Here is a 14,235-nt window from a genome sequence, read left to right on the forward strand (position 1 = left end):
ACCGTAGGAAGGTGATCGTGGACTCGTTCAACCCCACCACCAAGACTCAGGCTGCCCTGACGGCTGCCCTGCAGGCGGCCTCGGCCGCCGGAAATCCGGAGATTCGTCCGGCTCACTTGCTGGTGGCGCTGCTGGATCAAACCGACGGCATCGCCGCCCCCCTGCTCAAAGCCGTCGCGGTCGACCCGGCCACGGTGCGACGCGAGGCCCAGGACATCGTCGACCGGCTGCCCCGCGCGACCGGCGCGACCACCCAGCCGCAGCTCGGCCGGGAAGCGCTCGCCGCGCTCACCGCCGGACAGCGACTCGCCACCGAACTCGGCGACGAGTACGTCTCCACCGAGCATGTCGTGGTGGGGCTCGCCGACGGTGACTCCGACGTCTCCCAGCTGTTGCTCAAATACGGGGCCACCGCCGACGCGCTGCGCGAGGCGTTCACCACCGTCCGCGGCAACACCCGCGTGACCAGCCCGGACCCCGAGGGCACCTATCAGGCGCTGGAGAAGTACTCCACGGATCTGACCGCCGCCGCGCGCGAGGGCAAGCTCGATCCGGTCATCGGCCGCGACACCGAGATCCGGCGTGTGGTGCAGGTGCTGAGCCGGCGCACCAAGAACAATCCGGTGCTCATCGGCGAACCCGGTGTCGGCAAGACCGCCATCGTCGAGGGGCTGGCCCAGCGCATCGTCGCCGGGGACGTTCCGGAATCGCTGCGCGGGAAGACGCTGGTAGCCCTCGACCTCGGCGCGATGGTGGCCGGCGCGAAGTACCGCGGTGAGTTCGAAGAACGGCTCAAGGCGGTGCTGGAGGAGATCAAATCCAGTGCCGGGCAGATCATTACGTTCATCGACGAGCTGCACACCATCGTCGGCGCCGGCGCGACCGGCGAATCGGCGATGGACGCCGGCAACATGATCAAGCCGATGCTGGCGCGCGGTGAACTGCGCCTGGTCGGTGCGACCACGCTCGACGAATACCGCCAGCACATCGAGAAGGACGCCGCCCTGGAGCGGCGGTTCCAGCAGGTGCTGGTCGGCGAGCCGTCGGTGGAGGACACCATCGGCATCCTGCGCGGGCTCAAGGAGCGCTACGAGGTGCACCACGGTGTGCGGATCACCGACTCCGCGCTGGTGGCGGCCGCGACCCTCAGCGATCGCTACATCACCTCGCGGTTCCTGCCCGACAAGGCGATCGACCTGGTCGACGAGTCGGCCTCGCGGCTGCGCATGGAGATCGACTCGCGGCCGGTCGAGATCGACGAGGTCGAACGGGCGGTGCGCCGCCTCGAGATCGAGGAGGTCGCCCTCGCCAAGGAAACCGACGAGGCGTCCAAGCAGCGGCTCGAGAAGTTGCGCCAGGAACTGGCCGACGACCGCGAGAAGCTGAACCAGCTGATGGCGCGCTGGCAGAACGAGAAGCAGGCCATCGACTCGGTCCGCACCATCAAAGAGGAGTTGGAGTCGCTGCGCGGCGCATCCGAGCGCGCCGAACGCGACGGCGATCTCGGCAAGGCCGCCGAACTGCGCTACGGCCGCATCCCGCAGCTGGAGAAGCAGCTCGCGGAGGCCGAGAAGAACGCCGGCAAGGCGGGCAGCGGCAGCATCGAGGACGAGGTGATGCTCAAGGAGGAGGTCGGTCCGGACGATATCGCCGAAGTGGTCTCCTCGTGGACCGGCATCCCGGTCGGCCGCATGCTCGAGGGCGAGACTCAGAAGCTGCTGCGGATGGAGGAGGAACTCGGGCATCGAGTGGTCGGACAGGCCGAGGCCGTCACCGCGGTCTCCGACGCCGTGCGCCGCGCCCGGGCCGGGGTCGCCGACCCCAACCGGCCCACCGGCTCGTTCATGTTCGTCGGACCCACCGGTGTCGGTAAGACCGAGCTGGCGAAGGCCCTGGCGGACTTCCTGTTCGACGACGAACGGGCGATGACCCGCATCGATATGAGCGAGTACTCCGAGAAGCACGCGGTGGCTCGCCTCGTCGGCGCCCCGCCCGGATACGTCGGCTACGACCAGGGCGGCCAGCTCACCGAGGCGGTCCGGCGACGGCCGTACACGGTGGTGCTGTTCGACGAGATCGAGAAGGCGCACCCCGACGTCTTCGACATCCTGCTGCAGGTACTGGACGAGGGGCGGCTCACCGACGGCCAAGGTCGCACGGTGGACTTCCGCAACACCATCCTCATCCTCACCTCCAACCTGGGTGCCGGTGGCGAGAAGGAATTCGTGATGAACGCCGTGCGCTCGGCGTTCAAACCGGAATTCCTCAACCGCCTCGACGACGTGGTGATGTTCTCCACTCTGAACGAGGAGCAGCTCGAGAACATCGTCGACATCCAGCTCGCGCAGCTGCAGAAGCGGCTCTCGCAGCGGCGGCTGAAGCTGGACGTCAGCGATTCGGCGCGGTTCTGGCTGGCCGTGCGCGGCTACGACCCGGTCTACGGCGCCCGGCCGCTGCGGCGGCTGATCCAGCAGGCCATCGGCGATTCGCTGGCCAAGGAACTGCTGGCCGGTGAGGTCACCGACGGCGACCTGGTGAAGGTCAACGTCGCACCCGACGGCGACGGGCTGATCGTCGGACGGTGACGACCGAGCCGTCCGGATCCGATGATCGGGCTCGGTTCCGGGGCGCGGTGTGTGAATGAATCGCACACCGCGCCCCGGCGTATCGGCCGGATTACGCCCGCCCCGATTCCCGGGTTGCCGCACTTCGCTGAAGCAACGCCGATCTGCACCTACCCTGGTGAACATGACGAATCCGAGCGACCCGTGGGCGCAGCGTCCGGATTCACCCGATACGCCGACCGAGAAGCTCGGCGCATCGGACCGGCATCCGGACGACGGCGCGAGCCACACGACGGAATACTCGGAAGCCTACGGTCGGGGTCCCGAGCCGTACGAGAGCACTCGCCCGTACGGACATCCCGGGCCCTACGAACACACTGCGCCCTACGAATTCCCGTCCCACCCGGAATATCAGGGCCAGTACTTCGAACAATCACCCGGGCCGAACGCGACCCGCGAACTTCCGCCCTACGACGGCCAATGGGGCGCCTACGAGTCCGGGTACAGCGAACCCGGTGAATACCCCCCTTACGGTTCCGGCGCACCCGGTTCCAACAGCCCGCAGGGAGCGGTCGGGCCAACCGGACTGCCCGTCGAACCGCCACACCGCCGCCGCACCGGCCTGTGGATCGCGCTGACCGCGGCCGTGTTCGTCCTGGTCGTGCTCGGCGGCATCGCCGCGGGCCTGCTGCTCGCCGGCAACGACTCCTCGTCCTCCGATGCGGCCGCGACCGGCCGGCCCGCGCCGACGCGCGTACCGGTCGTCCCGCCCAACCCGTCCGGCGGCGCGCAACCCAGCCTCCCGCAGCTCCCGGGCCTCGGCGACATCGACGGCCTCGGGGCGACCATGGGCACCGTGAACAGCAACGACGGAACGACCATCATGCTGCAATCGCTGCTGGGCAACTCGGTCACCGTGCACACGGATGCGCAGACCCAGGTGATCTCGATGGGATCCGGGAAGGTCTCCGATCTGAAACAGGGCGACATGGTGGTCGTGCAGGGGGACAAGAACCCGGACGGATCCATCAAGGCGAAGATCATCATCAGCACGCAACTGCCGCGATAGGGGCCGAAAACCCGCCGGAGCGAAGCGGAGGCCATGTTACAGCCCGTACCCACTAGACTCGGGTGCGATGACAGCAGCAATCTGGTTCGGCCTCGCGGCGATCGCACTGGTGGGTGCGATCGTATTGCTGTATTTCGATCGCGTGCAGCGACAGCGGACCGGACACGTACGGCAGGTCTGGGCCAAATCCCAGGGATACACCTACGTTTCGGTCGAACCGTCGCTGGCATCGACATGGCGGCGGGGCGCGATGGCCAAACTGGGGTATCTGTCCGCGATCGATGTGGTTTCCGGTAATCGCAAGGGCGAGAAGTTCGTTCTGTTCGATCTGGAGGATGCCGCGACACTGGTCGCCGTGCGCCGCCAGATCGGCTCGGACATCGATATCGACCTGCGCCTCAAAACCGCTTCCCCGCCCAAGGACGCCGATCTGGAACTGCTCGGCGCGATCGGCGACCGCGTGGTCTTCGCGACCAATCCGGATGTCGCTCGCCACGCCGTCGACCAGCGGATGGTCCACTTCATCGAAACGCTGCCGCACACCGTGCAGCAGTTGTGGAGTGAGGGCAACTGGACGCTGGGCATGTTGCCGGTCGGCACCGCGGCCAAGGATTGGGAGGCCGCGATCGATGCCGTGCTGCGGCTCTCGGGTCTGTTGCATGTGCTGCCGCCGGTGGCCGGTGGCGACCGCGGCCGCCTGGAATCCGATCAGTACGATCCCGGCCGTCCCCGCCCGAATGCCGCCGACGAACCCGGTGACGCCGATCGGGGTTACAGCGACCGCTACCGCGACGAGGCCCGCTACCGCGACGAGGCGATGGTCCCGGCCCGCGGCGAACCCGTCGACGACTACGACGATCCGCGCGGTGACCGGTTCGAGCGCTTCGACGACGAATTCGAGGAAGAGTTCGAGGACGAGCACGGCCGAGAAGACCGGTTCGGTGACGACCGATACGACGACCGTGATTTCCGCGACGACCGCGCACCCCGGCCCCGGGACGGCGAAGGACGCGGCGGCCAGGGCCGATTCGCGCACGACGAGGTGGACGGCATCGACCACGCGGACACCCGGCGCGGCGGCACCGACGCGCCGGCCGGCCCCCGGCCCGGCGAGACTCGTGACTCCGGTGAGCGTCCGGCGTCCGACGCGGTGGACAGCGAGGGCGGCGTGATCGCCCCGCCGGTCGGCGATCTCGCGGGCGAGGCCGAGCAGCAGCCGCCGCGCCGCCCGGCGCTCGCGGTGGTGCCCGATCCCCGCAACCGGGTCCGCCGCAACTGGCCGCCCGCCGAGGAATTCCTCGAGGGCGAGGAAAACGATTCCGCCGCAGAGGATTTCGACGAACCGCAGGCCGAGGACGAGCTGCCGCAGCGGCCGGGCGGCCCGTTCCATCCGGGGTTCCGTCCCTATCAGGGCCCCGCACCGCGGTGACCGGTCCGGTTCGCGAACCGGTGTCCGGGCACCGGGATTATCCGCCCGACACTAGGTGGTTGACGACCCATGACCGATAGCCCCGCAGACTCGGGGGCCGCCCGCCTCCCCGGCGCCATCCGTCCGGTCGCCCTGGTGACCGGACCGACCTCCGGTATCGGCCAGGGTTACGCCACCCGGCTGGCCTCCCTCGGCTACGACCTGGTGCTGGTGGCGCGCGACGAGCAACGCCTGACCGCACTCGCCGAGGAATTGCAGCGCCGCTTCGCTACCCGCAGCGAGATCCTGGCCGCGGATCTGGCGCGCGCCGAGGACCGCGCCACCGTCGCCGACCGGCTCGGCGAGGGCGTGGACTTCCTGGTCAACAACGCCGGATTCGGTATCTCGGGTGAGTTCTGGACCGTGGAACCGCAGCAATTGCAGGCCCAACTGGATGTCAATGTCACCGCGGTGCTGCAATTGACACGTGCCGCACTGCCGCCGATGATCGCCGCCGCCAAGGGTTCGGTGGTCAATGTCGCCAGTGTGGCCGGGCTGGTACCGGGCCGCGGCTCGACCTATTCGGCCTCCAAGGCCTACGTCATATCCTTGACCGAGGGTCTGGCCGGCGGACTGGCCGGGACCGGGGTCCGGGTGCAGGCGCTGTGCCCGGGATTCGTGCACACGGAATTTCACGAGCGCGCCGGAATCGAGATGTCGTCGCTACCGAAACCCCTGTGGCTCGACGTCGAACAGGTGGTGTCCGGTTCGCTGCAGGATTTGGAGAAGGACCGGGTGATCAGCGTGCCCGGGGTGCAGTACAAGGCGCTCACCACCGTCGCCGGGCTGATCCCGCGGAATCTGGTGACCCGGCTCAACCGAGGCATGTTCAACGCACGTGGAAGGACATAAACCCACATGATCGAATCCACCACCGACCGCGACAGATTGGCCGAGCTGGTCCGGGAGCTCGCCGTCGTGCACGGCCGGGTGACCCTGTCCTCCGGTAAGGAGGCCGACTACTACGTCGATCTGCGCCGGGCGACCCTGCATCATCAGGCGGCGCCGCTGATCGGCACCCTGCTGCGAGAGTTGGTGTCGGACTGGGAATTCGACGCCGTCGGCGGGCTCACCATGGGCGCGGATCCGGTGGCGCTGGCCATGCTGCACGCCCCCGGACGCCCGCTGGACGCGTTCGTGGTGCGCAAGGCCGCCAAGACGCACGGCATGCAGCGGCAGATCGAGGGACCGGAGATCTCCGGCAAGCGCGTGCTGGTCGTCGAGGACACCACGACCACCGGCAATTCGCCGCTGACCGCGGTCCGGGCGCTGCGCGAGGCCGGTGCGACCGTGGTCGGCGTCGCCACCGTGGTCGATCGTGAGACCGGCGCCGACCAGGTGATTGCCGAGGAGGGACTGGAGTACCGCTCCATTCTGGGCCTGAAGGATCTGGCTCTGGGGTGACATTTGGGCCTGGGTTAGCCTGGACGCTGGTCTTATGTACGACAGCGTGAAGGGTCGAGTGAGTCTCCTGTGGTGAGCATTGCAGTCAACGAGGGTCGCAAGAATGTTGCGATGCTCGGCATCGGGGCATACCGGCCGAAGCGAATAGTCAGCAACGCCGACGTCTGCGAGGTTCTCGATTCCACCCCGGAGTGGATCTTCGAGCGCACCGGCATCCGCAATCGTCGCTGGATCAGCGGTGACGAGACGCTGCGCACCATGTCGGCGGCCGCCGGGGAGCGGGCGATCGTCAACAGCGGTATCGATCGCGGCAAGATCAGCGCGCTGATTCTGGCTACCTCCAGCTGGCTCAAGCTCACCCCGCACGGCGCACCGTCGGTGGCCTTCGATCTCGGGATGAACGGCATCCCGGCCTTCGACCTCACCTCCGGTTGCGGCGGATTCGGCTACGCCCTCGGTGTGGCGGCCGATCTGATCCGGGCCGGTTCCGCCGAATACGTGCTGGTGATCGGCGCGGAAACCATGACGGTCGGCCTCGACCCGACCGACCGCGGCACCGCCATGATCTTCGGCGACGGCGCCGGCGCGGTCGTGGTCGGTCCCAGCGACGTCAACGGCATCTCGCCGACGGTGTGGGGCAGCGACGGGGAGAGCGCCGAGGCGATCTCCCAGGACGTCAACTTCTTCGACTACATGGACCGGGCGGAGCGACTGCAGGGCACCGATCCCGAGGTGGAGCCGGTCGGCCGGATGGCGCTGCGGATGGAGGGACCGCGGGTATTCCGTTGGGCCGCGGTCACTCTGCCCCGCGCCCTGTCCACCGCGCTGGAGGTGTCGGGCGTGGCCAAGGAGGATATCGAGGTCTTCGTCCCGCATCAGGCCAACGCGCGCATCAACGAGCTGATGAAGAAGAACCTCGGCCTCGCCGACGACATCCCGATGGCCAACGACATCGAGAACACCGGCAACACGTCCGCCGCGTCCATCCCCCTGGCCATGGAGGAGATGCTGGTGACCGGTAAGGCCAAGGGCGGACAGCTGGCCCTGCTGCTCGGCTTCGGCGCCGGACTCAGCTACGCCGGGCAGGTGGTCACCCTCCCGCCCAAGCCGATCGAACCCAGTTTCTGAGCAGGCCGTCGCGACCCGGTTCCCAGTGGTCGCGACGAATGAGAAGGATGGATTCCGAATGGCGCGACCGTTCCGCGCGGCGTATGCCGGTGCCGCGGTGATCACCGTGCTCGGTGCGGCAACCGGGCGGGATCGGTGGCAGTGGGCGACGAAACCGCTGCTCATGCCCCTTTTGGCGGCCGATGCTGTGCAGGCCGGCCGCGCGACGGGTGAGCGGGGGCGGTCGCAGTCCGACCGGGCTCTGCTGCTCGGGTCGCTGGCGGCGGCCACCGTCGGCGACATCCTTCTGATCGACCCCGACGACGACCGCCGGCTGGTCGCGGGCGCGTCCGCCTTCGCGGTGATGCAGTGCGGATATTCGGCGCTCTGGTGGCGGCGCGGTGCGCGGCCGCGGCCGGCGGTCGCGGCGCCCCGGGTGGTCGCGTGGCTCGGCGCGGCCACGCTGTTGCGGGCGCGCGCGCCTCGTATTGCCGCGCCGCTGACCGCCTACGGCGCGACGCTGGGCACGGCCGCGACCCTCGCGTCCGACCCGGCTCTGGCGCCCGGCGCGAAAGTGGTTGCCGGAACCGTGGTTCCGGGACGCGACCCACGCAGCCGCCTGGCCCTGGGCGCCCTGCTGTTCACGCTCTCCGACGGCCTGATCGTGCTGCGTCGCCTGTTCGCGCGGACGCCCCGCTCCCGCCGCGCGAGCGAGGCCGTCATCCTCGCGACCTATGCCGGTGCCCAATACCTGCTGACCGCGCCGACCCACTTCGACTGAGTCTTATCGCCATTGCGCGGCCGAGCGGGCGGCGGCTCAGAGGCAGAGCATGATCCGATCGCGGTCGGCCGGATCCACCCGGATCGAAATCGTCTCACCCACATGCATTCTCGGCCGGTCGATCGGTGCGACGTCGAAAACGACCGTGCCCCGATAGGTTTCCGATCCGGGTACGGTCAGCTCCAGATCGAGCTCGGTCAGTTCCGTGTGGTGATCGGTGTACTGCAGCGGATGCACCCGCTCGATGGTCGCCCACCCCTCCAGCCCGTGCCGCAACAGCCGCCGATCCGACCGCGACGGCCGCTGCGCCAGCAACATCCCGATCCCCACACACGACCCGAACGCCCCGACCATCGCCATGATCTGATACGGCTCGGTCCCCGGCGGCGTGTGCTGATGCACCCACCCCAACCAGACCCCGAGCACAATCACATACCCGACCGTGACCCCGAGCACGGTCCGAAGAATGCGTACGTGGTCCATAACCGCCTCCACCACCCCGCGGATACCTCAAGAATAAGCCCCACCACTCCCACCCCGCCCGGATAGCGCATAACGGACAGATACGTTTCGGCCGACCGGCCGAGACGGTCCCCAGCCGTGCGCGCTCGCCGCGTACGGCAGCCGCCCGGTCCCTCGCCGATCTTGTCTATTCGTCCAGCGGCGAGCCTCGGCCGCCACGCTATCCCCGCAGGCGCAGCACGGCCATGACCCGGCGGTGGTGGGTGTCCGACGGGGGCAGATCCAACTTCAGGAAGATGTTGCCGATGTGTTTTTCCACCGCGCGTTCGGTCACGGTGAGGGTGGTGGCGATGGAGGCGTTGGTGAGGCCCTGGGCCATCAGCTCCAGGACTTCGCGTTCGCGCGGGGTGAGGCGGGCGAGCGAATCCTGTTGCCGGGCAGCGCCGAACAGCTGGCTCACCACCTCGGGGTCGAGGGCGGTGCCGCCGGTGGCGACGCGCTGCAGGGCGTCGACGAATTCGCGGACGTCGGCTACCCGGTCCTTGAGGAGGTAGCCGACACCACCCGCGCCACCGGCGAGAAGTTCGGTGGCATACCGGGTTTCGACCCATTGCGAGAACACCAGGACTCCGGTCCCGGGGAATTTCCGGCGCAGCTCGATGGCGGCGAGCAGACCTTCGTCGGTGAACGAGGGCGGCATCCGCACGTCGACCACGGCGACATCGGGACGGGTCTCGGCCACGATCTCGCTCAGCCGGATCGCATCGCCGACCATGGCCACGATCTCGTGCCCGCGATCGGTGAGCAGTCCGGCCAGACCGTCGCGCAGGATCGCGCTGTCCTCGGCGATCACGATGCGCAGGGAGTCGGCGTTGCGGCCGGTCGCGGCCTCGGCCGAGCTCATCGGGGCCCCGCGATCGGCAGGGTGACGGTGATGTTGGTGGGTCCGCCGGCCGGGCTGTCGACGGTCAGGTTGCCGTCGACCGAGCGCGCCCGTGCGGCGAGACCGGCCAGACCCCCGCCGACCAGGCGCTCGGTCGGCGCATCGGCTCCGGCCTCGGCTGCGCCGTCGACCGGACCGGGCTGTCGCACCCCACCGTGACCGTTGTCGCGCACGCTCACCATCATCGTCGCGGCGCCCGCCGGCGCGACCGACACCCACGCCGCGGTCGCCCCCGAATGTTTCACCACGTTGGTGAGCAGTTCCGCGACCGAGAAGTACGCGATCGCCTCGATCGCCGGACTGGGCCGCTGCGGCAGGTGGACACGCAGTTCGACCGGTATCGCACAGCGCGCGGTCAGCGTCTCCAGCGCCGGTTCCAGCCCCAGTTCGAGTGCGGGCGGATGGATGCCGCGCACCAGTTCCCGCAGCTCGGCGATGGCATCCTTCGAGCTCGCCCGGGCGTCGGCGATGAGCGCGGCCGGGTCGGCGCCCGCGGCGAGTCGTTCCTCGGCACGCCCCAGCGTCATCGCGATACTCACCAGCCGGGCCTGGGTGCCGTCGTGCAGATCGCGTTCCAGCCGCCGCAGCGTCGCCGCGGAATCCTCGACCGCGACCCGCCGGCTCTCCTGCAACTCGACCATCCGCCGATCGCGTGCGGTCGGTGTCAGCAGCACCAGCATCAGTCCGCGATGCGCCCAGCACACCGCGCGCACGAGCCACGGCAGCAGGAAGCAGCCGATGACGCCCAGTGCCGCCAGACCGAGCACCCGCGGCCAGGTGTCGATGTAGTAGTCGCCGAATTGCGCCAGCGAATGATGTTCGCGCCCTTGTTGATCCACGTTGACGGGATGGAAAACCGCCCATGGGACGGGGGAGATCGCGGTGAAGACCGTCACCGCGATCACGGTCAGCACCACGTATCCGACGAACACACCGAGGACCGCCTCGGCGACCAGGAAGGCCAAGGCCCGCCAGGCGGTGCGATCGGTGAACACGCTGCGGAACCAGCCCACCAGTCCCGGCCGGGCGGCGAAGTCCGGCGGCGCCGGCAGATCGGCGGACAGCAGCGCCGCACCCACCGCCCGGTAGACCCGTCCCCAGATCCGGCCGCCCAGCAGAACCCCGGCCAGCAGCGGAGCGCCGATGATCAGGATCGAACTGTAGAGCCCGACGCCGTAGCCGACGAACAGATAGGCCAGCACCAGACAGCCCAGAATCGCGGCGACGACCAGGTAGGCCAGCTCTTTCCAGGTGCGTGCCTGGAACGGGGCGCGCAGGATCGCCCGCAGCACCGCCCCGGCGGTCGGGCGCGAGTAGGGACGGTCGAGTGCGAGCGTCGGTTCGGCGAGTGTCTCGGTCATAGCTTCCATGCTGGTCGGAGCCGATCCGCGGAACGAGGGAGCAGACCGGCGGATCGACGGTGTGGACAGCACCACCATCGGATTCGACGGTACCGGGCGCGGCTACGATGACCGGCGTGAATCACCCGCTCCAGCCGCTGCCCGACCCATCGGACGGCGATGTGCCGGGTCCGACCGAATGGGGTGAGCATCCGCACGGCGTCGGCCCCTGGCGCGACGAATTCGGCACCGAACCGCCCGACGACCCGCGCCTCGATCCGGAACTGCTCGCCCACGGCGACCGCCGCAACGTGGTCGACGCCTACCGGTACTGGTCGCGCGCGGCGATCGTCGCCGATATCGATGCCCGTCGGCATCCGTTCCACATCGCGATCGAGAATTTCGGGCACGACGCCAATATCGGCACGGTGGTGCGCACCGCGAATGCCTTCGCCGCCGCGGCGGTCCACATCGTCGGACGGCGGCGCTGGAATCGCCGCGGCGCCATGGTGACCGACCGCTATCAGCACATCGTGCACCACAGCGATATCGCCGAACTGCTGGAGTTCGCCGAGCGCGAGCATCTGACCGTGGTGGCCGTCGACAACGTGCCGGGATCGGTGCCGCTGGAAACCGCTGCGCTGCCGCGTGACTGCCTGCTGCTGTTCGGTCAGGAGGGTCCGGGTGTCACCGAGGCCGCCAAACGGGCCGCGGTCATGACGGTGTCGATCGCGCAGTTCGGCTCCACCCGCAGTATCAACGCCGGTGTCGCCGCCGGAATCGCCATGCACGCGTGGATAACCCAGCACGCCGACCTCGAACGTTCCTGGTGATCACCGCGCATCACGCAGTGCCGCGGCCGTCGCGGATTCGCGGCAGCGCAGCAGTTCCCCCGGAGTTCCCTCGAAGACGATCCGGCCGCCGTGCCGGCCGGGCCCCGGCCCGAGGTCGATCACCCGGTCGGCCGCGCGGATCACATCGAGATTGTGTTCGATGACCACCACGGTGTTGCCCCGGTCGATCAGATGGTCGAACAGCTGGATCAGCGTATCGATATCGCGCAGATGCAGTCCGGTCGTCGGCTCGTCCAGGACGTAGAGGGTGTGCCGGTCACCGCGCGCGAGTTCCTTGGCGATCTTCAGCCGCTGACATTCCCCGCCGGACAGCGTGGTCAGCGACTGTCCGAGCCGCAGATAACCGAGTCCGACCTCGTCGAGACGCCGGAGGCCGCGAGCGAGCGCGGGCAGTCGCCGGATGGCCTCGGCGACGGTGAGATCGTCGATATCGGCGATGCTCAGCCCGTCGACGGTGTAACCGAGCACCCGATCGGCGAACCGGCGTCCGTCGCATGCCGAACACACCGTTTCCTGACCGTCCATGAACGCGAGGTCGGTGTAGATCACGCCGGCGCCCTCGCACACCGGGCAGGCGCCCTCGGAGTTCGCGCTGAACAGGGCGGCACCGACCCCGTTGCGCTCGGCGAACATGGTGCGTACCGCGCCGGCGATCCCGGCGTAGGTGAGCGGCGTGGACCGCCGGTTGGTGCCGACCGCGCGCTGATCGACCACGGTGGCCGGATGCCGCTGCACCAGTTCCGCGGCCAGACTCGACTTGCCCGAACCGGCGACGCCGGTGAGGACGGTCAGCACACCGGTCGCGATGTCGACCGAGATATCGCGCAGATTGTTGCGAGTCGCGTTGTCGATGCGCAGTTTTCCGGTCGGCACCCGCGGGGTGCGGCCGGTCCGCCGGATGCGCAATGCCTGACCGGTAGGGGTGTCCGCCGTCGTCAACCGCTCGAAGCCGCCGGTGAACACGATCCGCCCGCCCTCCGCCCCGGCTCCCGGGCCGACCTCGACGATATGGTCGGCGACCCGCATCACATCCGGATCGTGTTCGACCACCAGAACGCTGTTGCCCTTGTCCCGCAACGATTTCAGCAATTCGGTCATCGGCCGCACATCGTGCGGATGTAATCCGACGGTGGGTTCGTCGAAGACGTACAGCATTTCGGTCAGGCTGCTGCCGAGATGGCGAACGGTCTTGATGCGCTGTGATTCTCCGCCGGACAGCGTCGTCGTCGGACGCGACAGCGAGAGGTAGCCGAGGCCGATGTGCGTCAGGGCCCGGAGCCGCTCGTGCAGCGCGGACACCACCGACGCCATCTCGGGAGCGCGCACCTCGGTGATCAGCTCGGCGAGTTCGCCGATCTCCATCCGGCTCATCTCGACGATGGTGCGGTCGAGTACCCGCGCCGAGCGAGCCGCCGGATTCAACCGTTGCCCGTCACATTCCGGACACGGTCCCGAGCGAGTGAACCGCTGCAGCACAGCCTGTTTGCGTTCGGACAGGTGGTCGGAGGTGTGCAGATACACCCGCTCGAACAACTCGATCACGCCTTCGTAATCCTTCGGCGGGCGCGGGCGCAGGGCAGCGGCGGCGGGCCCGCCGTGCAGGAGTGCGTCGCGTTCGGCGGGCGACCATTCCCGCAGCGGCACGGTGGGATCGAAGGCCGCGAGTTCGGCGTAGCGGCGGTACCAGTACTGGCCGGCGGCGAAGCCGGGCAACCGGATCGCGCCCTGTTCCAGCGAGAGATCCGGGTCGAGCACCTGTTCCATATCGGGAACGAGGGTTTCGCCGAGACCGGAACAGGCCGGGCACATTCCGGCCGGATCGTTGAACGAGAAGTGATTGGATTCCCCGACGTACGGCTGCCCGATGCGCGAGAACAACAGGCGCAGATAGGTGTACGCATCGGTGATGGTGCCGACCGTCGAACGGGCGTTGCCGCCGAGCCGCTTCTGATCGATCACCACCACCGGCGAGAGCCCGTCGATCAGGTCCACGTCCGGCCGTGTCCACCGCGGCAGCCGATTGCGCACGAACGGCGGATAGGTCTCGTTGACCTGATATCCCGCCTCGGCCGCGATGGTGTCGAACACCAGCGACGATTTGCCCGAGCCGGAGACCCCGGCGAACACCACCAGCCGGCCCCGCGGCACATCGATATCCACACTTTTCAGGTTGTTGGTACGCGCTGCGCGAATGTGGATCGAAGTCATCTCTCGACGCTAGGGACAGATGTGGACATATTGTG

At 68.6% G+C, this 14,235-nt stretch carries 12 protein-coding genes; 8 read left to right on the forward strand and 4 right to left on the reverse strand.

Going from position 1 to position 14,235, the window contains the following annotated elements; all coding sequences use genetic code 11:
• Nucleotides 1-17: 17 nt before the first annotated feature.
• The 7 genes from clpB (at nt 18) to NA3_RS31230 (ending at nt 8,393) form a co-directional block, all read left to right on the forward strand.
• A complete protein-coding gene (clpB, locus tag NA3_RS31200) occupies nt 18-2,585 on the forward strand; it encodes an ATP-dependent chaperone ClpB (protein WP_062967868.1) in 2,568 nt (855 codons plus the stop codon).
• A gap of 163 nt (nt 2,586-2,748) precedes the next feature.
• Complete coding sequence (locus tag NA3_RS31205) at nt 2,749-3,633, forward strand: DUF5666 domain-containing protein (protein WP_062967870.1); 885 nt, start codon at nt 2,749-2,751, stop codon at nt 3,631-3,633.
• 67 nt (nt 3,634-3,700) lie between these two features.
• Nucleotides 3,701-5,062 (forward strand): TtfA family protein, encoded by a 1,362-nt coding sequence (locus NA3_RS38905; RefSeq protein ID WP_062967780.1) that lies wholly within the window; start codon nt 3,701-3,703, stop codon nt 5,060-5,062.
• Between the two features lie 69 nt (nt 5,063-5,131).
• Complete coding sequence (locus NA3_RS31215; RefSeq protein ID WP_062967782.1) at nt 5,132-5,953, forward strand: SDR family NAD(P)-dependent oxidoreductase; 822 nt, start codon at nt 5,132-5,134, stop codon at nt 5,951-5,953.
• A gap of 6 nt (nt 5,954-5,959) precedes the next feature.
• Nucleotides 5,960-6,505, forward strand: coding sequence for an orotate phosphoribosyltransferase (pyrE, locus tag NA3_RS31220; RefSeq protein WP_062967784.1), 546 nt, complete (start codon nt 5,960-5,962; stop codon nt 6,503-6,505).
• A gap of 69 nt (nt 6,506-6,574) precedes the next feature.
• Nucleotides 6,575-7,633 (forward strand): beta-ketoacyl-ACP synthase III, encoded by a 1,059-nt coding sequence (locus tag NA3_RS31225; RefSeq protein ID WP_062967786.1) that lies wholly within the window; start codon nt 6,575-6,577, stop codon nt 7,631-7,633.
• A 58-nt stretch (nt 7,634-7,691) separates the two neighbouring features.
• Complete coding sequence (locus NA3_RS31230; RefSeq protein ID WP_062967788.1) at nt 7,692-8,393, forward strand: lysoplasmalogenase family protein; 702 nt, start codon at nt 7,692-7,694, stop codon at nt 8,391-8,393.
• Nucleotides 8,394-8,429: 36 nt separating this feature from the next.
• Here the strand turns inward: NA3_RS31230 and NA3_RS31235 are convergent, their stop codons facing one another.
• The 3 genes from NA3_RS31235 to NA3_RS31245 form a co-directional block, all read right to left on the reverse strand.
• Nucleotides 8,430-8,876 (reverse strand): hypothetical protein, encoded by a 447-nt coding sequence (locus tag NA3_RS31235; protein WP_062967790.1) that lies wholly within the window; start codon nt 8,874-8,876, stop codon nt 8,430-8,432.
• A gap of 199 nt (nt 8,877-9,075) precedes the next feature.
• Nucleotides 9,076-9,759 (reverse strand): LuxR C-terminal-related transcriptional regulator, encoded by a 684-nt coding sequence (locus NA3_RS31240; RefSeq protein ID WP_174561127.1) that lies wholly within the window; start codon nt 9,757-9,759, stop codon nt 9,076-9,078.
• On the reverse strand, nt 9,756-11,159 hold the full coding sequence (locus tag NA3_RS31245) for a sensor histidine kinase (protein WP_227995588.1): 1,404 nt from the start codon (nt 11,157-11,159) through the stop codon (nt 9,756-9,758). Before NA3_RS31245 ends, NA3_RS31240 begins: the two co-directional genes overlap by 4 nt.
• Before the next feature lie 107 nt (nt 11,160-11,266).
• Here NA3_RS31245 and NA3_RS31250 point away from each other — a divergent pair, with 107 nt between their 5' ends.
• A complete protein-coding gene (locus NA3_RS31250) occupies nt 11,267-11,971 on the forward strand; it encodes a TrmH family RNA methyltransferase (protein WP_062967792.1) in 705 nt (234 codons plus the stop codon).
• Here NA3_RS31250 and NA3_RS31255 read toward each other — a convergent pair whose 3' ends face one another.
• Nucleotides 11,972-14,200, reverse strand: a complete 2,229-nt coding sequence (locus NA3_RS31255) for an ATP-binding cassette domain-containing protein (protein ID WP_062967794.1) — start codon at nt 14,198-14,200, stop codon at nt 11,972-11,974.
• Between the last annotated feature and the right edge of the window lie 35 nt (nt 14,201-14,235).

Source organism: Nocardia africana NBRC 100379, assembly GCF_001612635.1.
GTDB classification, from domain to species: domain Bacteria; phylum Actinomycetota; class Actinomycetes; order Mycobacteriales; family Mycobacteriaceae; genus Nocardia; species Nocardia africana.

Coding starts and splice junctions, on each gene's coding strand:
- NA3_RS31250 (WP_062967792.1), top strand. CDS start 11,267: ATGACCGGCGTGAATCACCCGCTCCAGCCGCTGCCCGACCCATCGGAC.
- pyrE (WP_062967784.1), top strand. CDS start 5,960: ATGATCGAATCCACCACCGACCGCGACAGATTGGCCGAGCTGGTCCGG.
- NA3_RS31245 (WP_227995588.1), bottom strand. CDS start 11,159: ATGACCGAGACACTCGCCGAACCGACGCTCGCACTCGACCGTCCCTAC.
- NA3_RS31240 (WP_174561127.1), bottom strand. CDS start 9,759: ATGAGCTCGGCCGAGGCCGCGACCGGCCGCAACGCCGACTCCCTGCGC.
- NA3_RS38905 (WP_062967780.1), top strand. CDS start 3,701: ATGACAGCAGCAATCTGGTTCGGCCTCGCGGCGATCGCACTGGTGGGT.
- NA3_RS31235 (WP_062967790.1), bottom strand. CDS start 8,876: ATGGACCACGTACGCATTCTTCGGACCGTGCTCGGGGTCACGGTCGGG.
- NA3_RS31215 (WP_062967782.1), top strand. CDS start 5,132: ATGACCGATAGCCCCGCAGACTCGGGGGCCGCCCGCCTCCCCGGCGCC.
- NA3_RS31255 (WP_062967794.1), bottom strand. CDS start 14,200: ATGACTTCGATCCACATTCGCGCAGCGCGTACCAACAACCTGAAAAGT.
- NA3_RS31230 (WP_062967788.1), top strand. CDS start 7,692: ATGGCGCGACCGTTCCGCGCGGCGTATGCCGGTGCCGCGGTGATCACC.
- NA3_RS31205 (WP_062967870.1), top strand. CDS start 2,749: ATGACGAATCCGAGCGACCCGTGGGCGCAGCGTCCGGATTCACCCGAT.